The organism is Providencia sp. PROV061, from assembly GCF_011045655.1.
Classification (GTDB): Bacteria; Pseudomonadota; Gammaproteobacteria; order Enterobacterales; family Enterobacteriaceae; genus Providencia; species Providencia hangzhouensis.
Map to the genome: position 1 here is coordinate 2,670,847 of NZ_CP042861.1, position 20,838 is coordinate 2,691,684.

Below are 20,838 nucleotides of genomic sequence, written 5' to 3' on the forward strand. Positions count from 1 at the left end.
TTTATACCTAGATTGGCAAAGTTAATCTTTCAGGGCAATGAATTAACGACGATAATGTGACTAATCACGCCTCTCATTGATTAAAAAGTGACATAAACGACCTAAAGTTTTCATTGCTTCCTCCACCCTCTCATTCCATGTAAACGATGCATTAAGACGAAATGCATGGTTAAACTGGTCACTTGTGGAAAACATGCTCCCCGGCGCGATACTGATCCCTTCTTTTAGTGCGAGTTGATACAACCGAATTGCATTAAACGGCGGTTCAAACTCTAGCCATAAAAAATACCCACCTTTTGGTGTATTAACTTTTACTGACTGAGGCATGTATTTTGCTATTGCACTCAACATTTGGTGCTGACGCTGTTCCATCGTTAAACGCAGTTTACGAAGGTGGCTGTCATATCCCCCTAATGATAAGTACTCCGCAATAGCTAATTGCGTGGGAACGCTGGCAGAAACGGTACTCATCATTTGTAAATGTTGAATTTTTGTCGCGTGTTGGCCTGCAGCCACCCAACCCACACGATACCCCGGTGCTAAACATTTCGAAAATGAAGAACAATGAAAGAAATTACCTTTAGTATCAAGTGCCTTTGCGGGTATTGGCTGTTTGCTACCAAAATAAAGTTCCCCATAAACATCGTCCTCAATTAAAGTAATTTGATGCTTATTAAGGATATCGACCAGACGTCTTTTGTTTGTTTGCGGCATCGTTCCGCCTAATGGATTTTGATAATGCGTCATTAGCCAACAGGCTTTAATTGGATATTTGCTCGCAATATCCTCTAATGCGTCAAGATCAATACCAAATAACGGGTCTGTTTTAATGGCAATGGCCTTAAGTTTTAACCGCTCAATTGCCTGAAGTGAACCATAGAATGCAGGAGATTCGATAACGACCCAATCCCCGGGCTGAGTCACCGATTGTAAACTCAAGACTAAAGATTCCATTGCCCCTGCTGTAATCACGATTTCATCCGGAGCGACATGGATCCCTTGGGTTGCATAACGCTGAGCAATGTTACGACGCAGTTGTTCATTACCAGGAGGCAAATTAGCCGGGGTATTAAATTTCGATAAGCGCCTAGCAACAGACGCAAGAGACTTCGCGAGTTTTGGATCATCCAATAAGGCGGGTTCTGGAAATGCAGAGCCAAATGGGATAATATTCGGGTCCTTACAAGCTTGTAGGACACCAAAAATAGAGGCATTAATCTCTACATTTTCATTCAAATGTAGCCCTTTTCCTCCTTTTGCGGCAGCAAATGCGTTATTGCGGTTTGCCACGTAATACCCTGATTGCGGCCGAGCAACGACCCATCCTTGGCTTTCAAGTAACTGATATGCTTGCACAACAGTCATTAAACTTAAACCAGACTGTTTAACACTTTCCCTCAATGAAGGTAATCTGTCGCCCACTTGCCAGATATTGTCTTCAATTTGCTGACGAATTTGCGCTGCTAATTGTTCGTATCTCGTCATAGCCGCCTCAACTGTTATAGTTAATATCCAAATAATTGTTACTATTATAGTTTATCGTCTCATGTTCTACTTATCCACACATTCACCTGACTTTTTTTTAACTATAAGCACAAAAAATTTTTCGTTGAATTACGGTTATTTTGCATTCAGGTGTGAGCAATTCCTTTTGCTAGGGATTAGCGCCTCAATTGCTCTCATCAAAACGTTAAATATTGCGTGCCATTAACATATCCACTCAGGGGTCAATATGTTTGGACTAACTGCGCTGGAACTTGCCCGTATACAATTTGCTTTTACGGTCTCGTTTCATATTATTTTTCCAGCCATTACTATTGGGCTAGCAAGTTACCTTGCGGTGCTACAAGGCCTATGGCTTAAAACTCGTGACGAGGACTATATAAAACTGTTCCACTTTTGGTCGAAAGTTTTTGCGGTTAATTTCGGAATGGGCGTTGTTTCTGGATTGGTGATGGCATACCAATTTGGTACCAACTGGAGTTTCTTTTCAGATTTTGCGGGTGGAATTACCGGCCCATTGCTCACGTATGAGGTATTAACCGCGTTCTTTCTTGAAGCCGGTTTCCTTGGTGTCATGCTGTTTGGCATGAACCGAGTGGGTGAAAAACTGCACTTTTTTGCCACCTGCATGGTTGCATTAGGTACCATCATTTCCACTTTCTGGATTTTGGCATCTAACAGTTTTATGCAAACACCGCAAGGTTTCGAAATCATCGATGGGCGTATTGTTCCTGTTGATTGGCTTGCGGTTATTTTCAACCCATCGTTTCCATACCGTTTATTGCACATGACCACGGCTGCTTTCCTTGCTGCGGCATTCTTTATTGGTGCTTCTGCGGCATGGCATTTACTCAAAGGCAATAAATCCAGTGCCATGAAAAAAATGTTTTCCATGTCCCTGTGGTTGATTTTAGTGTTAGCCCCTGTTCAAGCTTTAATCGGTGATGCTCACGGCCTAAACACACTTAAACATCAACCGGTTAAAGTGGCCGCAATGGAAGGTCACTGGGAAAACAAACCCGGTGAAGCCACCCCTCTAATTTTATTTGGTATTCCAAACCAAGAGAAGGAAAAAACCGAATATGCCATTGAGATCCCTTATCTGGCGAGTCTGATTTTAACGCACAGCATTGATAAACAAGTGCCTGCATTAAAAGAATACGCGCCAGAAGACAGGCCGAACGTGTTTATGGTGTTCTGGTCGTTCCGTTTAATGGTCGGGTTGGGCTTATTAATGATAGCGGCTGGAGTCTGGGGTTTATGGCTGCGTTATCGTAAAAATCTGTATGAATCCAAAACCTTCCTGCGCTTTATGTTCGTCATGGCACCCTCTGGTTTGATTGCCATTTTAGCAGGTTGGTTTACAACAGAAATAGGCCGCCAGCCATGGGTTGTTTATGGGCTACAACGAACCTCTGATGCGGTCAGTGCACATGGTGAAATACACATGAGCATCAGTTTAGTCGCCTTCTTTGTGGTTTACGGTGGGGTTTTCGGTATCGGCTACATGTACATGATGAAATTAATTCGTAAAGGTATCGCGGAGGACGCAGCTCATGGGCATTGATTTACCTCTCATTTGGTTTGTCATCATCGTATTTAGTATGTTGATGTACATTGTCATGGATGGGTTCGACCTTGGGATCGGCATTCTCTATCCTGCACTAAAAGATAGCCAAGACCGTGACCTCATGATGAACAGTGTCGCCCCAGTCTGGGACGGTAATGAAACTTGGCTCGTTTTAGGTGGAGCCGCCTTGTTTGGCGCATTCCCTCTTGCCTATGCGATTGTTCTCGACGCCTTGTCAATTCCATTAACCTTCATGTTACTGGCCTTGATTTTCCGCGGTGTCGCTTTTGAATTCCGCTTTAGAGCAGATGAATCGCACCGCCGCCATTGGGATCATGCCTTTATTTGGGGTTCAATTTTTGCCACCTTTGTTCAAGGTGTGGTAGTTGGTGCCTTTATCCAAGGCTTCCATGTGGAAAACCGTGTTTACATGGGGGGTTACTTCGATTGGTTCGCGCCTTTCCCACTATTTTGCGGATTTGGCCTCGTGGTCGCTTATGCACTACTAGCTTGTGGCTGGTTAATCATGAAAACTGAAGGCCACTTACGTAGCACAATGTATCGCGTTCTAAAACCATTAACATTACTGATGTTAGCGGTCATTGCAGTAATCAGCTTCTGGACCCCAATGTTAAATGAGGCAATCTTTGAGCGTTGGTTCTCACTGCCGAACCTGTTCTTCTTTTTACCTGTTCCGTTACTGGTATTAGCCTGTACTTGGTTGATCCTAAAAAACGCTAAGCGCCAACAACATGACAGCGTGCCATTCTTAGCGGCTTTAATGTTAATTTTCCTTGGGTTTACTGGTCTAGGTATCAGCATTTGGCCAACGCTCATTCCACCTGCAATAAGTTTCCGTGATGCCGCAGGCCCATCCGAAAGTTTAGGCTTTATGTTAGTGGGTGCGTTATTCATTATTCCTGTTATTTTGGTTTATACCTATTGGAGTTACTATGTCTTCAGAGGAAAAATTACCCCAGAGCAAGGCTACCACTGATAGCGTGAGTGCCTCTCCTTGGTGGAAAAAACTCGGTTGGATGGCCATTATCTGGTTCGGAAGTGTACTTGCTTTATTTGCATTTTCGTCAGTGTTTAAATTGATGATGACCGCCGCTGGAATGAAAGTGAAGTAATTTACCGTTCGATATGCCGTATGCTAAAAATCATACGGCATTTTTATTAAAATTAACGATTCATCACCGTGAATTGCCCTCTCTACTGCTGAAAATCTCTCTATATAAATATCCGCCCCCAATCATCCGCTAGCGGTTGCAACTTGCAAGTTTATTCATGATAATGATAATAATTACCATATAATAAAATTATCATTAATAAAGGAGATCGTCCGTGGCCACTGAACAACCTGTTGAAAAAAACATTTACCGCCCGGCTCCACCACAGCTCATTCAAGTCAAATCCATAACCGATATCAGCCCATCTATTCGTAGTATTACTTTCACCGGTGAAAGACTCAATACATACCCAACAGATTGTGAAGGTGGGCACCTGAAAATATTTTTAGCCCCTGATTTAATCAGCCAGCCCGCACTCCCTATCCTAAGTAAAGAAGGCCGTAGCTGGCCAGAAGACAAACCTCGCCCATTTGTTCGTACCTATACCGTCAGAGCCATCCGTCCAGAAGTTAGCGAGATAGATATTGAATTTGCTATGCATGATGGCGCAACTGGCCCTGCATATCTATTTGCTCGGGATGCAAAACCAGGAAATTGGATGGGAATTACCAACCCAGGTGGCCCAGACCCATTATTACCTGCCAGACAACATTACTTCATGGCTGGTGATTCAAGTTCCCTACCCGCTATCGCCGCATTATTAGAAAAAATGCCAGCGAATGCCCAAGGCAAAGTTGTACTACGGTTAGATAACCCAAAAGACGTAAGAGAACTAAAAAAGCCTGAACAAGTTGAGGTGATTTGGGTTTGTGGTGATATCACCAAAACCGCTGAATTAATTAGCACATTTAAGTCTTGGGACATCCCAAGCAGCGACTGCGCTTTCTGGATTGCAGGTGAAGACCAAATTATTCGTGATTTGCGTCGTTATATTCGTCGTGAAAAAGGTTTTGGTCGTGATGATATCTATGCGATCCCTTACTGGCGATATGGCTATGATGAGGAAGGTTACCATCATGAGCGCCATGCTGTAATGGATAATCCTGACGATTAACTTCACTTCAAATATTTAGTTCGCTTATTGGTTTATAAATTCTAATAAGTGAACTTATTTCCTGATCTTGCCTGTCTTCACCAAGTTGTTAGCCATTATATTCCTCAACAATAAACTCCCTAAAATACTTTTCATACCCATTAATGTTATGTTATAACATAATTGTTTTTATGGTCGTTATATTCACTACAAAAATAGGAAAACCACTGTGTACAAAATGGCAATTTTAAAAACTAGTCTTTATATTGCATTAGCTCTCACTAGCTATACTGCTGTTGCTCATGGCTCACATAGTCACTCCCATCCACAATCAGAGAAAGCGCTACAAGCTTCAAAAGGGATTTTTGAAGATACTGACGTCAAAGATAGATCTCTTAGTGACTGGCAAGGCATCTGGGAATCTGTTAATCCATTACTATTAAATGGAAAACTTGATGAGGTTCTAGAAAGTAAAGCGAAGAAAAATAAAGACAAAACTGTTGAAGAGTATCGTGAATATTATAAAAAAGGTTATGCCACTGATGTTGACAGTATTGGTATTGAAAACGATGTTATTGAGTTTACTCAAAATGGTACTGTAAGTAGCTGTAAATATGACTACGCCGGTTACAAAATTCTTCATTATACTTCAGGAAAAAAAGGCGTTCGTTACTTATTTGAATGCAAAGATGCAAACTCAAAAGCGCCTAAATTTATCCAGTTTAGTGACCATATTATTGAACCACAAGCCTCGGGGCATTTCCACCTATACATGGGAAATGAATCTCAGGAAAAATTATTAAGTCAGCTAGAAAATTGGCCAACTTATTACCCATATACCCTCACAGATGAGCAAATCGTACATGAGATGCTCTATCACTAATCGGCTTCCTATATAGGAGTCTAACCTATGCCCCGTGGGTAAATCGCGGGGCATATAGTTAATAGCAATGCTAATTAGTGGTTATAAGCCAATAATGCCTTATGGCATAATTGTGATCTCACACAATCCTCTATAGTAAAATTCACCATTGAAACCATTTCATCACTACTAAAACGTTGTAATGCATCAGCTAACCCTGAAGACACACCTTCTGGTAAATCACACTGGGTCACATCACCATTGACTATCACCGTCACATTTTCACCAAGCCGAGTTAAAAACATTTTCATTTGAGTGACTGTGACATTCTGAGCCTCATCTAATATAACGACGGCATTTTCAAATGTTCGGCCTCGCATATAAGCAAATGGGGCTATTTCCACTTTAGCAATTTCGGGACGCAAACAATATTGCAAAAAAGATGCGCCGAGCCTTTTCACCAAGACGTCATAGACTGGGCGAAAGTAAGGCGCAAACTTTTCTGACATATCCCCCGGTAAAAAACCGAGATCTTCCTCCGCTTGAAGAACGGGCCTTGTCACAATGATCTTATTGATATCTTTATGAATTAACGCATCAGCCGCAAGTGCAGTACTGATGTAAGTTTTACCACATCCCGCTTCACCATTCGCAAAAATTAATTGCTTATGTTTAATGGAATTAATATAGAGTTTTTGAGCTTCATTTCTGGGCAATATAGGGGATTCATCACGCCGTTCTTTTGCCATACCGATAGCTTCAATGCCAGTAAATTCAGCAAATGATGCGACGTTATTGATATCAAAACGACCTGAGCGATCTTTGCGTGATGAACGTTTCATTTCACGGCGTGCCTTTGTTGCAGCTTTCTGTCTACTCATAGTATTAACCCTTCCAGGTATCAGTGATGTCAATTCAAATGACGGACTATTCAAAACAGAGGCGAGCTCCCTTCAAGCTCAAAGTTAATATCAAATATCTATTATGTGGCTGTAACTCCATGCCATAACTCGGCTAATAAAAAAACCGGTTACCAATCTCACCATGGAAATCTCATGATGGAGTGGTAACCGGCTTTGTATTCTCGTGTACAAACACTTATTTCCCATTAGTTTCTCCTGTAACAGCGATACTCTTAAACTAATGAATCTATGTGACAGTAATATGACGAACTGCAATATTTTTTGTGTCCCAATGAGTCCATGTTTTTATTGCAGTTTTCACTGCTTTAAATATAGCGTCATTTTTTTTGATAAAGCAACATTTTTCTAACAAAATTTTGGGCGTTTATTAAAATTTTTCGTTATCACACATAAAAACAAAAAAAGTAAAACCACAATAATCAGTTAGTTAACTATTGTGGTTTGAAAGGATAATTAGCGTATTTTACAATTTCCCGCTAACTCAAAACCTGCGGCTTTAGCCGATTGTTCGTCAGTGAAGATGACGGCATTTTTATCAGCGATGGTATTGAAGCTAGCGCAATGTGAAAAATGATATTTTTTAGAATTACGATTACCTTTAATTTCAACCGCATCTGATACAATAGATTTATCTTCTATTACTTGAGGCTGATTTAAGGGTGAGACTGGTGAAATATTAACTCCCTCTGCGCTATTTTTATGATTTAAATTCCATTTTTTCTCCCCTGTCACAAATGGGTTATGATGCCCCATTACCTTAGCGATTCGATTATCTCGCTTGATTTCCCAAGAGGTTGGAGGATATTTATTATCCCAAGCCATCAATAACTGTTGTTGTTGACGTGACATAGACAAGTTATAGCGGTCATGCATATAAAAATATACTCGGGCTACCTGCCCTTTGGCTTCATCTCTTGGCTCAAAGACTTTTTGTTCAAAATCAACTCGGCTACGGCACATTCCGTATGGATACGGTGTATTAGTGGATAATTGCCCAAAACTAAAATTGCTTCTATCACCATTCACTTCACCAATAGAAGGCGCTAAATTATGCATATCTGCTTCCATTCGGCCAAAAATAGGGTCACTAGACACACAGTTTTTCCGCCCCCCTTTTTGCCAGCATTGCCTTTGATGACCAAACACCCATGCTGGAACAATATGCTCCCATTCAATACGCTCAGCTCGGTTCTGTTGTTTACGCACTTGGTAGCCACAAGAGGCTAAGTCAACCTTTCCCCCGCTTTTTCCTACCCATTCCCACTGGCAACCACAATATATTGTTCCCTCTCCTTGATGATTTTGATCTGCATAAACCTGCGTTTTACTTAGCACTTTAGCTTCTGTAAACGAATTTGGTGCGGAAAATGAAAAAGCAGAGAAAAGAAATAATAGAATCGAAAAAATGAATTGATAATATTTGGACAAGCTAAATTGTTTCAAAATAACACCACTAATAAGAATATATGCGAAGAATTAATATAAATGCATTAGTTTTTCCTCTAACACATTAATGCATAAGAAGAAATATCACATATTCTAATCAAATAGTAGCATAAATGATATCAGAGATGACCCAATTTTATGGCTCACCATCCATATCGGAATTTATGCAGCTTTAATAGGATATCTAAATCTTATTAGTAAAAAGTAAAGTATGACTTACTCACATAACGAGAATGCCAGTAAGCCACACCATTAAAAATTACACGCTTGGTCTTTTGCGATATAACCATAAACCAGGTAAAGAAATACCAATAGACAAGGCTCCAACAATGAAAGAGGCTTTTAAAAAATTAGTCACTAAAACCTCAACTAATTCAGGGTTATAGCCAAATTGAGATATTTTCACGACTGAAATCATTGCAATATAGGCACTAATACCTGGGAACATCGGGATCACGGCAGCAACAGTAAACACTTTAGGATGAGCTAACCACCAACGCGACCACTGAATACCGATAATACCGATTAAAATTGCAGCAAGAAAACTTGCCCACTCAATTTGCAATCCTAATGTCATCAGTATCATTCTAAAGCCATAGCCAATAGCACCCAATAAGGCACAATATTTCAATGCCCTTACAGGCACATTAAATACCATAGCAAACCCTGCTGCCGGTATAGCGGCTAATAGCATTTTCTCACATAAAGAGAATAGAAATTCTATGCCCATTCTTTTAAACCCCAGATTGTCATTGCTAACACAACCCCAATACAGGTAGCCAAAGTGAGAAGGCTCGCCATTGTCCAACGCGCTAATCCTGTATTAACATGCCCTTTAAACATATCAGCGACTGCATTAATTAATGGAAAGCCGGGAACTAAAAGCAATACACTGGCAGCCATCGAAATTGTTTCAGTCACAGCCAAATACGGTATTTTCAATAATAAACCTGAGACCGTGGTAGCAACAAAGGCAGTAATACAAAAATTAATTAACGGATTCATTTGATGGGAAGTTAACACTTGCCGCACATACATTGCACAACCGCTGGCTAAAAATGTAATTAACGCACTCTCCCATCCACCGCCATTCAACCTACTAAAACAAGCACAAGATAGTGCCACCATCAGCACCATTAACCATCGAGGATAACGCAACGGTTTAATTGATAATAATTTCTTTTTTAATTGTTTTCGGTCTAACAAATGATGTTCGACTAGGATGACTGCATGCTGAACTTCAGTAACAACATGCATATTTATACCGCGGTCAATAATGCGTCGTGTTGACGTTAAGCAGCGACCATCAATTATAGTGGTTAAAACTAATGAATTAGATGAAATAGCACTATCGACTTGGCTTGCTCCAAGTGCAATACCCAAACGGGTCGTCAATTGTTCAACGAGCATACTTTCAGCGCCATGTTGCAATAACAATAAACCACACTCAATACATAGCCGAGTTACCTCACGTTGCTGATTAACAGGATCATCTTGGTCTGTTTTTTGCTCATTTAATACATGCTCTGTCATCTTGCCCCCAACATTGTGACAACCATTCAGATATCTACCTAAACATGTTAATCTTTATAAATATCATAAAGACAAATATCAGCTTAAATGATGATCTCTTTCAGGTAAATCTGTGATTGAGGTAACGTGATTTAAACTATTTCGTAAAATTTGTTATGTTATTTTCTTATTGAAGACAAATTGTAGGATTAACCATTCATGAATAGCCCTCTAACAGCTAAAACCCCAAAAGGCCAACGTCGGCATCAGGCGTTGATCACTGCAGCAACTGAAATTTTTCTGCAATATGGGTTTGAAGGCGCAACTCTGGATATGATTATTGAACGTGCTGGGGGCTCTCGCTCAACCTTATATAAAAATTTTGGTGATAAAGAAGGGTTATTTGCTGCGGTTATTGCATCAATGATTGATGATATTTTTCAAGAGCCCGACGAAAAAACACCACCACTGGATACGATTGAGTCCATACTTTCTTTTTATGGTTCTCGATTTTTATTGAATGTGCTTAAGCCTGAATCCATTGGGTTATACCGGTTAATTTTAGGTGAATACAACCGTTTCCCAGAAATAACTCACGCATTTTTTGAGCAAGGTCCAGTAAAAAGCTATCGTCTGTTGACACAAAAATTGGCTTTGCTTCCTGACGTTAAAGTGGATGAAAAAACATTGTTAAGCATTTCTTCACGCTACCTAGAAATGCTAAAAGCGGATGTGTTTATCACCACTTTCTGTATTGCTGATTTCAAGCCCAGCGATGAATTTATTCAACAGCAAATTGCTATGTCTGTCGATATCATCGCCAGTTATATCCGTAAAATCAGTAAAACCACAGCCGACTAAGCTAGAACTGATTGGGCTTGTTCTTTGGCTGCCATGGAATTATTTGCGATTAAAACTTGAGGGCCGTACAACGCAGACAACATGGGTGCCATTCGTTCCATTTCTTCTTGATCTCGCCCGTCAGGTTGTAGGGTAACAATCAGAGCACGACAATGTTGCTCCATCGCTTCTTTTGCATCTTTCAACCAACGACGTATATATTTCATGCTTTCCATATCTTCTAAGGATGGTTTTTCTTTTTTAACCACCGGAGGATATATCAATACAAACTCATTTCTTCTTGCCAATAGCATATCCATTTCCTCTAACCATAAACGGGTTTCATCCATCGTTGAAGGAAATACATTCATCTCACAGATTGGCCAGCTTTCTGTTTCTATCATCTTTTTGTTCATCATAATCATCTCTTTTGTCATCATTATTCAAAGTGTACTCAAATGTACACTTTTACATTACACTCAGTCAAGAATGATTATCATTTGTGTTTTGCAAATTATGCTATTACCGCGAGTTACTAACAGGAATACTCTCAATATGCAGTAAAAATTTATCAATTAAAAACATTCACGTGTTCGAGTGATGCGTTTTTGAATATGGGATGTTATTCTGACGATATTATGAATTTTAAAAGCGAAAATATGATGAAAAAAACTCTTCCAATTGCATTTAGCCTTTTAATGGCTTTCACTGCATTTAATGCAAATGCAGGTGCTACCTGTGATACTTATTTCAAAGAAATGAACGACCTGGTTAAGCAAGCTGAAGAACAATATAAAGATGAAGCCAATGCAGGTGAACAAATTGCATTAATGAAGTCACAATTAGAGGAAGCGAAAAAAGCCCTTGCTAGCTACCCTGATGATGCACAAGAGCAAGCTTGTAGCCAAGCACTTAAAGCAATTGAGCAAGCCAAAGAAGCAGTTAAAACCCCCTAGATTTGTTCGCTTTTAATAGACAAAAAATAGCCTGCTGAGCAGGCTATTTTATTTTATCTAACCACAAGAACCGAAATCTTAGCATAGGAAACAATCCCAGAAGCATTTGAACCTAATAAATGCGTTGAAATACTTGGATTGCGTGAGCCGATAACAATAAGATCAGCATCAATAGCTTCAGCTTCTGATAAAACTTTGTCTCTTGGTGAACCAAACTCAACCTTATAAGAGATTTTGTCTGATGGATAATCAATTTTTTCAATGATTTCTTTTAACTGTTCTTCTGAACGTTCAAGTGCTTTTTTAGCAAATGAGGACAATAAATCATAATGATAACTGTAGCTCATTGAAAATCTTGAAACATCCGGAACTGAGTGAAATAAGTGAATTTTCGCATCTGAAATTTTTGCTAAATAAATAGCATGTTTTAATGCATTATCTGTTAGTACATCTTCAGATATATCCACAGGAACCAAAATTGTTTTATACATATGATGCCCCTTATTAGTTATGTTTACATTTTTATTCAAGCTGTATTGTTGTGTATTTTTACAACTTGGTTATTAGGCGTAGCGGGTGAATATTGTCCTTTTAGTCTTCTAAGTATAGTCTTACTACACTAAAAAAAGCTGTGAAGCCCCTTACTATTACAACAAAAATTATTCTTCTAAATGCCATTTATGCAAAACGCGATGAATAAAAGGAGTTACGATTAATCCAATACTGATAATAAAAACGCTTTGTAAAAATAGACCATAAATAGCAATAAAGAAACGACCTCCTCGTGTAATAGGAGCCGGCTCAATAGCTTGTCCACTCAACATAGACAACGCATTAAGCATTGACTCAACAACTGAGTGACCTTCAATAAAATAAAAACCAACTATACCGGGTAATAAGCCAAGAAAAAAAATCAAAAGTGCGAGTAAATAAAAACGCAAAACTCTCAGAACAAAGTGTTCAACACGCAGTAATTCTTGCGAAAACTTTTCCATATTGACTCAAACTCACCTTGTTATAAGTAAGATCAATTAACTTGAGTACTAAAATTAATTAAATTGGCAATATAAATAATCAAATAACAAAGAACCCACCCGATGAGCAGGTTCTTCTCTAATTATTAACGTACAACCAGTACTGATGTTTCCGCGTAGCGCACTATTCCCGCGGCTGTTGACCCTAAAAGATGAGTTGTAATATTTGGACGACGAGAACCAATAACAATAATATCTGCATTAATGTCTTTTGCTGTATTAATCACTTCATCTCGCGGGGAACCAAACGTTATAGTATAACTAACATCATCATGAGGTAAATCAATTGAATCCATTAACATTTTCATGTCTTCTTCCGCTTTCACCGTCGCACGGTCTTTGATTTCCATGTAACCTAAGGCGTACGCATTAATAATTGCTGAAGAAATGGGTAAAACATGAATAAGATGAATTTTAGCACCGGATTGCTTTGCAAGATTAACCGCGTGACGGACTGCTTTACTGGTTAATTCATCTTCTGTTAAGTCGATAGGGACCAGAATCGTTTTATACATAACCCCTCCTAAAATAGTTAAAATGAAGTTCTACAACAAAATTATAAACAATTACTAATAAATGTCTCTTATCCACAAAGATAAATGAGATCTCTAACTACAAATAAAAACAAGCTATTCCCTTAGCCATGGCGTTACAGTTAAACCAACTAACATACCTTCAGGACTTAATAACCTTGTGACTGTTTGCCCCCAAGGTTCCATTCGGTTATTAACTAATAAGACATAACCTTCTTTAAGGCAAATTTTTGTAATTTTTTCAATGTCTGAAACCTCAAACTCCATCCAGCTTTGCGGGGTAGGTATGTTTTTAGGCCATTCACCTTGACCAAAACACGATTGAGCGGCTTGCTCTATAGGCCAAAGTGCAAAATGTTTGACACCTTCTAGCCCTTCTTGCTCACAAGTTAAATATTGGCTCCCTTCTTCAATTGGTTTTAAAGGTAGCTTTAACAACTCAAGATAAAAAGAGTGACTTTTTTTATAATCTGTAACTATTGGTCCAAATCCTGCAACAAACAATACATCAGAGCTATCTTGTAAATGTATCATCTCGCGTTCCTATAAAGTAATGAGATACTAAAATTTACTGCTTAATAAAATAGATAATGACTTTTAACATAGAAGATAATTAATCACTGATTGTATTCGCTGTAGATATCATCTTTTCAACCATTCTTTGAGCCTTCAAGCCCTCTTCGCCACTGACCAACGGTTGAGTTTGATTTGAAACAGAATCAATAAAATGGCGAATTGCACCATCAAAGCCGCGTTGAACTAAAATCGAATCCCAATTAGCCGGTTTTCTCTCGCTAATCCCAATGGCATTTTCGTTCCACCAATGGTTCATATTGGTTATTTGGTGAATACTGTCTTCAGCCACCACAATAAGTTGCTCTTGTTGGCTTCCTGCTTTGCGATGCATCGATGTTGTTAGGCAACTTTGGCCAGCTTGCATATGGTGCTCTGCATAAAATAGCTCACCAGCATTTGTGTTATGAATACTACCACTGATTAATTCTACATTTTTTTGCGCTATCCACATTACAGTATCAACAACATGCAAATAATCATCTAATAACGTAAATCTAGCGTCATTCGGCCCTACGCTGTTCATACGGTGCTTATCCATACGAATAGACGTGATATTTTTAATATCCTGTTTAACTGCCAAATAAAATGGCGAGAAGCGGCGGTTAAACCCAACCATTAACATTTTCTGGCGTCGCGCTGCAAACTCAATTAATTGCTCCGATGGTTCAATTAATTCAGTCAATGGCTTATCAACATAGATATGGACGTTTGCCTCTAATAGCCGCTTGATTACTTCAAAATGGCTTTTCGTCGCACTATGAACAAAAATAGCATCACATTGCTGTGCTAGTGCGTCAATATTGCTAAACAGGGGGATTCGATAACTATCACAAACTAATTTTGCCTTTGATTGATTAGGAGAAAAAGCGCCAACTAACTCCCAATTTTCTTCTTTCGTTAAAACCGGTAAATACGCTTTTTGTGCAATAGAACCTAAGCCAACTACACCTAACTTTAATTTTCGCATCGTAAACACGCCTATTAATGATTAATCTGAGCAAGAATAATCTCATTAATATCAATTAAAAAATTTTTTTTGGGGTAATAACGTAATTTTAATTAGAAATAAATATACAACATTTTGTTTTTTATAAATAAAAAACAAAATCAAGTGAAGAATGAGAATGAGTAACTACATAAAAAAAAGGGTTGATTTCTTAAATGAGAATGGTTATCTTTTACCACGTGAATACTTGAGTAAATCACTCAGGTTTATCACAAACGACATTGCTCACATTGCTTCCAGTTTAGCAGGCCAACTTTATATGTTGGCCTTTTTTTTGTTTAAAATTACACACTATTTTCTGCGTATTGCACTACTAAAGCTCCATGATTTCAAATGCCCAACATACGCTAGACGCTGGGTTGGCATGAAAGTTGGCACATCACCTGTACGCATATGTAATATATCCGCAGGTGTTATCCACGATGAGTTACCTTCAAATAAGGGAATACCTGCATATTTATAAGCATCGAGGACAAACTGTGAACAAAAGAAACCATTAGCTTGGTCTATATCATCGCCTAATTGAACTTTAGCTAAAGTTTTTAAGCAAAAATTACGTATCGTTTCACCAATTAATGGAAGCTCACATACCCTTTTTGTGATCATCCAAGGCGCTATCATCACAATACCTTTATAATTATATTTATTTCCATTATTTTGAACTGAAAACTCGCGTAATTTTTCTGCATGCAATGATGTTAAGCCTGTTTGCCTCAGCACTACCATGTTGTTAGAGTCTCTCACTGCTTGGTCTAATGTAATGATCCTAACGCCACTTCCAACAGACTCAGCTACTTCCCCCAAACCCAAGTAAATAGATGCGTGGCTTACCCCACTAATACTAAATAACCGAATTCCCCATGAATTTAACCCTGTAGCAGAAGATAAAAGAATATCGCCTGGCAACATGTCAGAAACCGCCAACGGCTCAACAGAATCCTTGATAGGAATCGTGTTTGCGTGTTGAATATTAAAATTTAAGCGATTAGTTTCTTCATCTGATTTGAATTGAGTTGAACACCCTGAAAGAGAAAAACAAAATAAAAATAGCAGGAAACAATAAAATTTCATTCAATAACACCCGATAGTCATCTTTCTTTTTAGTTTTTAATTAATGAGATAATATCGCTTAATCTATTTTATGACTACTGTTTATTTCTATAATAGAAGAGTTAGAATATTACTCATATGAGTGGTGCATATTGAAATGAGCTAACGTAATCTAATGAAAATTAGTTTTAACAACTTAAATTTAACCCTCTAGTAAACACTAGAGGGTTACATACATTCAATTAACTAATAACATATTCTGGGTAAAAAACGGTTACTGAATGATATGTCTTCTTTTCTGTCGCTTTATTCTTTTGTACTGCAACTGTAGTATTATCTTTAGAACCAAGCGAAACACGTATGTTTTTTTTAGAGCGACTTAATTTATAAGGCATACCTAATAAACGACGTGCATTATTATTACTAACCATTATCGACTCCTTAAACTACTAAATTAAAATTCATTAAAAAATGAACATCAAAAAATATAGTCATCGTTGACCACAAAGGCTTTTTGTTTCATAAAATGACAAAACAAAATGTAACTCTTTTAGTATAGCACTAAATCACCAATATATAATCCAGTTTTATTTATTAATTTCCATCAGTTATCATTTTGCTGGTTACAGCTCTTCATAAAATAATCAAATCATAGTGCGTTAAAAATATTAGCATACGTCGTTCCCTACTCTAGTGGTGAAGCAGGACTCGAGCATTTATCTTTCCAAATTTGGTTAACCTGTTCAGGCAATAATATTTCATGTCCTCCATCAATAAATGGAATTGAAATATCCATGCGACCTTCATCATTAGTATAAGCTTTAACAATAAAACGCTTAAATCCGTCAGGCTTATCATTTTTATATCGATAAACCTCCCCACAAACATAACCTACCTTACCATTATCTGCAGTGTAACGAGAAAAATGATATTCAATATTTCTAAACTTTGCTGCTTGTGGGTACGCTAGAACGTCATAAACATTCTTTTTCACTTGCTCAACTAAACTTAATTGAGTTGGTTTCATATATAGTGCTCCTAACAAAAATGCAGCACCAAAAATGAGTATCGCAATGATTACTTTGAAAAAATTCATTTTTATTCTCGCCATATATGACCAACTTTATAGAAATAATATTTTTTACGATGATAACCAGATATCAATTAAAATCCATCTTTAAAACGTAAATGTTCTTATATTTATCCTTTTTTAATTTAAAATATGTTAAATATAAAAACCCTTCAAAAAGTAATGTTAAGTTGTGTTTAATATTACAACTGTTTTTTACTTTTAATCATCTAGAAAATTTTTCTCATACTATTGTGTTCTTTTAGAAACTATCAGTATAGTAAGGAAAACATTACAATAATAGGAACTAAAAAATGAAAACAATAGGCCTTATTGGCGGCATGAGTTGGGAATCAACGTTACTTTACTATCAACAGCTTAACGAAGGTATCAAACAACAACTAGGTGGCCTGCATTCGGCTAAAATTGTTTTATATAGCGTTGATTTTTCTGAAATAGAACAATATCAATCTAGCGGGCGATGGGATTTAGCCGGCCAGTGTTTAGCTGATGCAGGAGAGAGTTTAAAGCTTGCAGGTGCTGATTTCCTTGTTCTTTGCACAAATACCATGCATAAAGTTGCACCACAAATTGAATCTCAAACAGGTCTTCCTTTATTACATATTGCTGATGCGACGGGTGAACGCATTATACAATCAGGTATAAAAAAAATTGGACTCCTAGGTACCGCTTTTACTATGGAGCAACCCTTCTATAAGCAAAGATTAATTGAAAAATTTAACGTGGATGTACTAATACCTAACCAGCAAGATAGGAAAATAGTTCATGATATTATCTATAATGAACTATGTTTAGGGATAATAAATGACAAATCTAAAAAAGAATATCAGCGTATAATGGCATCCCTTGTGGAAAACGGGGCTGAAGGTATTATTTTAGGCTGTACCGAGATAACATTACTAGTTAATCAGAATGATACGACCGTAGGAATATTTGATACTACTGCCATTCATACTCAAAAAACAGTAGAAGTCGCACTATCTGTTTAACCAACATTAAATCCTTTCTTTAGTAACTATTGTTAAATATAGCCATTGTTAAAGAATAGTATCAAAATTAACATATTATCTAGTGCAAAATTTCATTTAATACTATTAAAAAGAATTTTGCACCCATTAAACTTCATATTTAGATCATAATGTATAATAATATCTTTCCCTGTTGTTAATTATACTTGAGCTAATCTTATAAATATCATTTATACTTATTCACCTTACTTCATCCATCTTAAATTTACAGATTATTACCCATTGAATATTAATTTTCATCTAAGATAATAAAAAAATTTATTATCGAATTGACAATGGATCACTATGAATAAAAATAATGTTGGTAATGCCGTGTTGGGCAAATTTATTAAACAAAAACGTATAGAGCATCAAATTACGACAAAAAAAATGGCAGAATTAATATCTATCTCTGAAAAGTCATACATAAAATATGAAGATGGGAGTCTTTCCATATTCATTGAACATCTTATGGTAATATCTAACACATTGAATGTAGATGTTAAAACATTATTTGATACCTACGTCAACGCACAACCATGTACATAAGTATATTTCACTATCGTGCAAATTATGTTTTACATTGAAAGAGTAAGGTATAGGCCTCGACAAGCAAAAATAAGCTAGATAACATACAAACATAACTTCAACACGAGATAAGAAATCACTATGAGCCAATCAAAAGCGGAGAAACCTCCCTTCTAATAACAGTAACATTAACTTATTAGAAGGGAAAATTATGAATTATACTAAATTTAATATAGAGACATGGTTACGTAGAGAACATTACAATATTTACGAAAAAACCATAAATTGTGGGTTTAGTTTAACAACTAAGATAGATATCACAAACCTAAAAAAATATATAGATTCAAATGGTTATGAATTTCATCCATCAGTGATTTATTTATTATCACGGGTAGTTAATACCTATAAAGAATTTAGGTTTGCAAAAAAAAATGATGAACTAATTTTATGGGATGAAGTGCACCCTAGTTTTACTATCTTCCACAAAGATACCGAAACTTTTTCTTCATTATGGTGCAAGTATTCTTCAGAAATAACAACATTTATGGAGAACTACCACCAGCAATTAACGTTGCATAAAGATAATCTCGATTTGCACCCTCAGCCACAGCAAGTTGAAAATGTCTTCTATGTGTCATCTTTGCCTTGGGTTTCATTCGACAGTTTTAATCTAAATATTGCAGATATTACTAATGTTTTTACCCCGATTTTCACTATGGGAAAATACTATAGTGAGAATAATAAAATGTGGCTTCCTCTAGCTGTACAAGTGCATCATGCAGTTTGTGATGGCTTCCATGTAGGTCAGTTTTTAACTACTTTACAAAAGCTATGTGACGAATTAACCCATTAGCCTAAATTACTCTCAGTCATGAAGGAAGCTAGCCTTCCTTCATTTATAGGAAATTAACCTCGTTAAATGGATACTTTCATCATCTTTAATTCAAAAATAATAAGCTTATGTAAATGGCATCCCCAATAGCGTCACTTTGAATAAGATATTCCGTTGGAGTAATCACCATTTTAATGGTGTTGGCGAGTAAAGAAAAAATCAATTCAATAGGATCAGTTGCAGGCATGTTTCCTCCATATTTTTCTATACATTAAGTTCTCATTGGCGCTTATACAATAAGATAAAGGCTATAGCGAAGACACTATCCCCTAACAGATTTTCATCTTTTGATAAATCTCACTGATTAAAATTTAAGCATAGAATAATCATAACTTAAAAAACTGGGCCATTACCTATGGTAAGCTCCATTATATTAAATAATTATCAACCGAGGCTCTAGTTGGTACTCTTTACCTCAAAGATTTATAATACGTTCTGTAATTAAAGATATTAATTTCGATGTATCAACGTCAGTAATAATTTTGCATTTAGCTTCATTATACTTAGCTTTTGGGTCATGATTAATGGAGGTAGATGTGTAAGCAAAACTATGACCGAATAATTTATTAGACTCATATTCGATAGTAATTGAACCGTCAATACCTGAAAAAATTTCAGGTTTAATGAGGTATGCAATAACGCAGGGATCATGGAGAAATGGGTCAAACTCTGCATATCTTCGACACATTTCTGCAACAGTCTGAGCGATAAGGCCACCTTTTTCCAAAGGATTGCACAAACCAGCCCTTATATCAGCCTTACTTGTTACATCCAAACCAAGCATAGTAATATGGCGTGCACTATCAAAAACAATATGAGCAGCATGAGGATCCACATAAAAATTAAACTCAGCAGCTGGCGTTATATTCCCCTGTGTAAATGCAGCTCCGCCCATGACTACAATGTCTTTTACATTATCAACTAATTTTGGTTCTTTGATGATAGCGACTGCTATATTAGTAAGAGATGCTATTGTGCATAATGTTATTTCACCTGGATTTGACATTACCGTATCAATAATAAAATCTACGGCGTGACCAGAATAATTTGGATAATCTGATGCGGGAAGCAATACTCCAGCTAGACCATCAGTACCATGAACATGAGTTTTACTCCCACTTTTGGACATTAGTGGACGCTCACAACCTTTCACTAGAGGAATATCCTGCCTATTTGCTAACGCAAGTAATTGTCGTGCATTATTATGAACCTTTTCTAATTCTACATTACCTGCAACTGTGGTTATGCCTATTAATTCTATTTCTGGAGAAGCTAAAGCTAAAAAAATAGCCACAGCATCATCTACACCAGGATCACAATCAATTATTATTTTGTTCATTCTAT

General features: G+C 37.2%; 25 protein-coding genes. 9 read left to right on the plus strand and 16 right to left on the minus strand.

The genetic code is table 11. The features are described from left to right. Positions 1-60: 60 nt before the first annotated feature. Positions 61-1,485 (minus strand): PLP-dependent aminotransferase family protein, encoded by a 1,425-nt coding sequence (locus FVA72_RS12080; protein ID WP_004264022.1) that lies wholly within the window; start codon positions 1,483-1,485, stop codon positions 61-63. A gap of 247 nt (positions 1,486-1,732) precedes the next feature. On the opposite strand from FVA72_RS12080, the gene FVA72_RS12085 reads away from it, so the two are divergent. The 5 genes from FVA72_RS12085 (at position 1,733) to zinT (ending at position 6,122) form a co-directional block, all read left to right on the plus strand. Then, a complete protein-coding gene (locus tag FVA72_RS12085) occupies positions 1,733-3,070 on the plus strand; it encodes a cytochrome ubiquinol oxidase subunit I (protein ID WP_110591633.1) in 1,338 nt (445 codons plus the stop codon). Next, positions 3,060-4,070 carry a cytochrome d ubiquinol oxidase subunit II gene (gene cydB, locus FVA72_RS12090; protein ID WP_004264011.1) on the plus strand — a complete coding sequence of 337 codons (1,011 nt, stop codon included), beginning with the start codon at positions 3,060-3,062 and terminating at the stop codon, positions 4,068-4,070. The genes FVA72_RS12085 and cydB overlap by 11 nt, the downstream gene beginning before the upstream one ends. A 4-nt stretch (positions 4,071-4,074) precedes the next feature. Continuing rightward, positions 4,075-4,206 carry a DUF2474 domain-containing protein gene (locus FVA72_RS12095; RefSeq protein ID WP_306821397.1) on the plus strand — a complete coding sequence of 44 codons (132 nt, stop codon included), beginning with the start codon at positions 4,075-4,077 and terminating at the stop codon, positions 4,204-4,206. 214 nt (positions 4,207-4,420) lie between these two features. Further along, positions 4,421-5,260: a siderophore-interacting protein gene (locus tag FVA72_RS12100; RefSeq protein WP_094962487.1), complete on the plus strand. Its 840-nt coding sequence runs from the start codon at positions 4,421-4,423 to the stop codon at positions 5,258-5,260. A 217-nt stretch (positions 5,261-5,477) separates the two neighbouring features. Beyond that, positions 5,478-6,122, plus strand: coding sequence for a metal-binding protein ZinT (gene zinT / locus FVA72_RS12105; RefSeq protein ID WP_110592581.1), 645 nt, complete (start codon positions 5,478-5,480; stop codon positions 6,120-6,122). A 74-nt stretch (positions 6,123-6,196) separates the two neighbouring features. On the opposite strand, the gene phoH is transcribed toward zinT, so the two are convergent. From phoH to FVA72_RS12125, 4 genes are all read right to left on the minus strand, one after another. Further along, entirely contained in the window at positions 6,197-6,982 is a 786-nt protein-coding gene (gene phoH, locus FVA72_RS12110; RefSeq protein ID WP_094962486.1) for a phosphate starvation-inducible protein PhoH, read from the minus strand. 495 nt (positions 6,983-7,477) lie between these two features. Next, entirely contained in the window at positions 7,478-8,431 is a 954-nt protein-coding gene (locus tag FVA72_RS12115) for an endonuclease (protein WP_243154764.1), read from the minus strand. A gap of 298 nt (positions 8,432-8,729) precedes the next feature. Beyond that, positions 8,730-9,200 carry a threonine/serine exporter gene (locus tag FVA72_RS12120; RefSeq protein WP_094962485.1) on the minus strand — a complete coding sequence of 157 codons (471 nt, stop codon included), beginning with the start codon at positions 9,198-9,200 and terminating at the stop codon, positions 8,730-8,732. Continuing rightward, positions 9,191-10,003 (minus strand): threonine/serine ThrE exporter family protein, encoded by an 813-nt coding sequence (locus FVA72_RS12125; protein ID WP_004263992.1) that lies wholly within the window; start codon positions 10,001-10,003, stop codon positions 9,191-9,193. The genes FVA72_RS12120 and FVA72_RS12125 overlap by 10 nt, the downstream gene beginning before the upstream one ends. A gap of 198 nt (positions 10,004-10,201) precedes the next feature. Between FVA72_RS12125 and FVA72_RS12130 the strand changes: the two genes are divergently transcribed. Further along, positions 10,202-10,843, plus strand: a complete 642-nt coding sequence (locus FVA72_RS12130; RefSeq protein ID WP_094962483.1) for a TetR/AcrR family transcriptional regulator — start codon at positions 10,202-10,204, stop codon at positions 10,841-10,843. Here the strand turns inward: FVA72_RS12130 and FVA72_RS12135 are convergent. Then, on the minus strand, positions 10,840-11,241 hold the full coding sequence (locus FVA72_RS12135; RefSeq protein ID WP_227528772.1) for a hypothetical protein: 402 nt from the start codon (positions 11,239-11,241) through the stop codon (positions 10,840-10,842). The genes FVA72_RS12130 and FVA72_RS12135 overlap by 4 nt on opposite strands. Before the next feature lie 243 nt (positions 11,242-11,484). Here FVA72_RS12135 and FVA72_RS12140 point away from each other — a divergent pair, with 243 nt between their 5' ends. Beyond that, the gene (locus FVA72_RS12140) at positions 11,485-11,778 is read left to right on the plus strand and encodes a DUF5339 family protein (RefSeq protein WP_036958707.1); all 294 of its coding nucleotides are present in this window, start codon (positions 11,485-11,487) and stop codon (positions 11,776-11,778) included. A 53-nt stretch (positions 11,779-11,831) separates the two neighbouring features. Here the strand turns inward: FVA72_RS12140 and FVA72_RS12145 are convergent, their stop codons facing one another. The 8 genes from FVA72_RS12145 to FVA72_RS12180 all read right to left on the minus strand — a co-directional run bounded on the left by FVA72_RS12145 (position 11,832) and on the right by FVA72_RS12180 (position 17,004). Continuing rightward, entirely contained in the window at positions 11,832-12,269 is a 438-nt protein-coding gene (locus tag FVA72_RS12145) for a universal stress protein (protein ID WP_004263984.1), read from the minus strand. A 168-nt stretch (positions 12,270-12,437) separates the two neighbouring features. After that, positions 12,438-12,773 (minus strand): hypothetical protein, encoded by a 336-nt coding sequence (locus tag FVA72_RS12150; protein ID WP_004263981.1) that lies wholly within the window; start codon positions 12,771-12,773, stop codon positions 12,438-12,440. A gap of 125 nt (positions 12,774-12,898) precedes the next feature. Further along, positions 12,899-13,327 carry a universal stress protein gene (locus FVA72_RS12155; RefSeq protein ID WP_004263978.1) on the minus strand — a complete coding sequence of 143 codons (429 nt, stop codon included), beginning with the start codon at positions 13,325-13,327 and terminating at the stop codon, positions 12,899-12,901. 114 nt (positions 13,328-13,441) lie between these two features. Beyond that, the gene (locus tag FVA72_RS12160; RefSeq protein WP_004263976.1) at positions 13,442-13,879 is read right to left on the minus strand and encodes a hypothetical protein; all 438 of its coding nucleotides are present in this window, start codon (positions 13,877-13,879) and stop codon (positions 13,442-13,444) included. 79 nt (positions 13,880-13,958) lie between these two features. Further along, positions 13,959-14,888 carry a Gfo/Idh/MocA family protein gene (locus FVA72_RS12165; protein WP_110591631.1) on the minus strand — a complete coding sequence of 310 codons (930 nt, stop codon included), beginning with the start codon at positions 14,886-14,888 and terminating at the stop codon, positions 13,959-13,961. Between the two features lie 330 nt (positions 14,889-15,218). Next, a complete protein-coding gene (locus FVA72_RS12170; protein WP_004263971.1) occupies positions 15,219-15,998 on the minus strand; it encodes a YaeF family permuted papain-like enzyme in 780 nt (259 codons plus the stop codon). A 221-nt stretch (positions 15,999-16,219) separates the two neighbouring features. Continuing rightward, on the minus strand, positions 16,220-16,408 hold the full coding sequence (gene sra, locus FVA72_RS12175) for a stationary-phase-induced ribosome-associated protein (RefSeq protein ID WP_004263968.1): 189 nt from the start codon (positions 16,406-16,408) through the stop codon (positions 16,220-16,222). A gap of 254 nt (positions 16,409-16,662) precedes the next feature. Beyond that, positions 16,663-17,004 (minus strand): hypothetical protein, encoded by a 342-nt coding sequence (locus tag FVA72_RS12180; protein ID WP_175427121.1) that lies wholly within the window; start codon positions 17,002-17,004, stop codon positions 16,663-16,665. A 356-nt stretch (positions 17,005-17,360) separates the two neighbouring features. Here FVA72_RS12180 and FVA72_RS12185 point away from each other — a divergent pair, with 356 nt between their 5' ends. Both FVA72_RS12185 and catA read left to right on the plus strand, forming a co-directional pair. After that, on the plus strand, positions 17,361-18,056 hold the full coding sequence (locus FVA72_RS12185) for an aspartate/glutamate racemase family protein (protein WP_094961781.1): 696 nt from the start codon (positions 17,361-17,363) through the stop codon (positions 18,054-18,056). A 757-nt stretch (positions 18,057-18,813) separates the two neighbouring features. Further along, positions 18,814-19,455 (plus strand): type A chloramphenicol O-acetyltransferase, encoded by a 642-nt coding sequence (gene catA / locus FVA72_RS12195; protein WP_094961780.1) that lies wholly within the window; start codon positions 18,814-18,816, stop codon positions 19,453-19,455. A gap of 85 nt (positions 19,456-19,540) precedes the next feature. Here the strand turns inward: catA and FVA72_RS12200 are convergent, their stop codons facing one another. Both FVA72_RS12200 and FVA72_RS12205 read right to left on the minus strand, forming a co-directional pair. Next, complete coding sequence (locus FVA72_RS12200; RefSeq protein WP_004263953.1) at positions 19,541-19,681, minus strand: hypothetical protein; 141 nt, start codon at positions 19,679-19,681, stop codon at positions 19,541-19,543. A 228-nt stretch (positions 19,682-19,909) separates the two neighbouring features. After that, a complete protein-coding gene (locus tag FVA72_RS12205; protein WP_110591630.1) occupies positions 19,910-20,833 on the minus strand; it encodes a nucleoside hydrolase in 924 nt (307 codons plus the stop codon). Between the last annotated feature and the right edge of the window lie 5 nt (positions 20,834-20,838).

Coding starts and splice junctions, on each gene's coding strand:
- cydB (WP_004264011.1), top strand. CDS start 3,060: ATGGGCATTGATTTACCTCTCATTTGGTTTGTCATCATCGTATTTAGT.
- FVA72_RS12125 (WP_004263992.1), bottom strand. CDS start 10,003: ATGACAGAGCATGTATTAAATGAGCAAAAAACAGACCAAGATGATCCT.
- FVA72_RS12130 (WP_094962483.1), top strand. CDS start 10,202: ATGAATAGCCCTCTAACAGCTAAAACCCCAAAAGGCCAACGTCGGCAT.
- sra (WP_004263968.1), bottom strand. CDS start 16,408: ATGGTTAGTAATAATAATGCACGTCGTTTATTAGGTATGCCTTATAAA.
- FVA72_RS12205 (WP_110591630.1), bottom strand. CDS start 20,833: ATGAACAAAATAATAATTGATTGTGATCCTGGTGTAGATGATGCTGTG.
- FVA72_RS12080 (WP_004264022.1), bottom strand. CDS start 1,485: ATGACGAGATACGAACAATTAGCAGCGCAAATTCGTCAGCAAATTGAA.
- catA (WP_094961780.1), top strand. CDS start 18,814: ATGAATTATACTAAATTTAATATAGAGACATGGTTACGTAGAGAACAT.
- FVA72_RS12155 (WP_004263978.1), bottom strand. CDS start 13,327: ATGTATAAAACGATTCTGGTCCCTATCGACTTAACAGAAGATGAATTA.
- zinT (WP_110592581.1), top strand. CDS start 5,478: ATGGCAATTTTAAAAACTAGTCTTTATATTGCATTAGCTCTCACTAGC.
- FVA72_RS12180 (WP_175427121.1), bottom strand. CDS start 17,004: ATGAAACCAACTCAATTAAGTTTAGTTGAGCAAGTGAAAAAGAATGTT.
- FVA72_RS12135 (WP_227528772.1), bottom strand. CDS start 11,241: ATGATGAACAAAAAGATGATAGAAACAGAAAGCTGGCCAATCTGTGAG.
- FVA72_RS12170 (WP_004263971.1), bottom strand. CDS start 15,998: ATGAAATTTTATTGTTTCCTGCTATTTTTATTTTGTTTTTCTCTTTCA.
- FVA72_RS12085 (WP_110591633.1), top strand. CDS start 1,733: ATGTTTGGACTAACTGCGCTGGAACTTGCCCGTATACAATTTGCTTTT.
- FVA72_RS12150 (WP_004263981.1), bottom strand. CDS start 12,773: ATGGAAAAGTTTTCGCAAGAATTACTGCGTGTTGAACACTTTGTTCTG.
- FVA72_RS12145 (WP_004263984.1), bottom strand. CDS start 12,269: ATGTATAAAACAATTTTGGTTCCTGTGGATATATCTGAAGATGTACTA.
- phoH (WP_094962486.1), bottom strand. CDS start 6,982: ATGAGTAGACAGAAAGCTGCAACAAAGGCACGCCGTGAAATGAAACGT.
- FVA72_RS12120 (WP_094962485.1), bottom strand. CDS start 9,200: ATGGGCATAGAATTTCTATTCTCTTTATGTGAGAAAATGCTATTAGCC.
- FVA72_RS12200 (WP_004263953.1), bottom strand. CDS start 19,681: ATGCCTGCAACTGATCCTATTGAATTGATTTTTTCTTTACTCGCCAAC.
- FVA72_RS12160 (WP_004263976.1), bottom strand. CDS start 13,879: ATGATACATTTACAAGATAGCTCTGATGTATTGTTTGTTGCAGGATTT.
- FVA72_RS12140 (WP_036958707.1), top strand. CDS start 11,485: ATGAAAAAAACTCTTCCAATTGCATTTAGCCTTTTAATGGCTTTCACT.
- FVA72_RS12165 (WP_110591631.1), bottom strand. CDS start 14,888: ATGCGAAAATTAAAGTTAGGTGTAGTTGGCTTAGGTTCTATTGCACAA.
- FVA72_RS12185 (WP_094961781.1), top strand. CDS start 17,361: ATGAAAACAATAGGCCTTATTGGCGGCATGAGTTGGGAATCAACGTTA.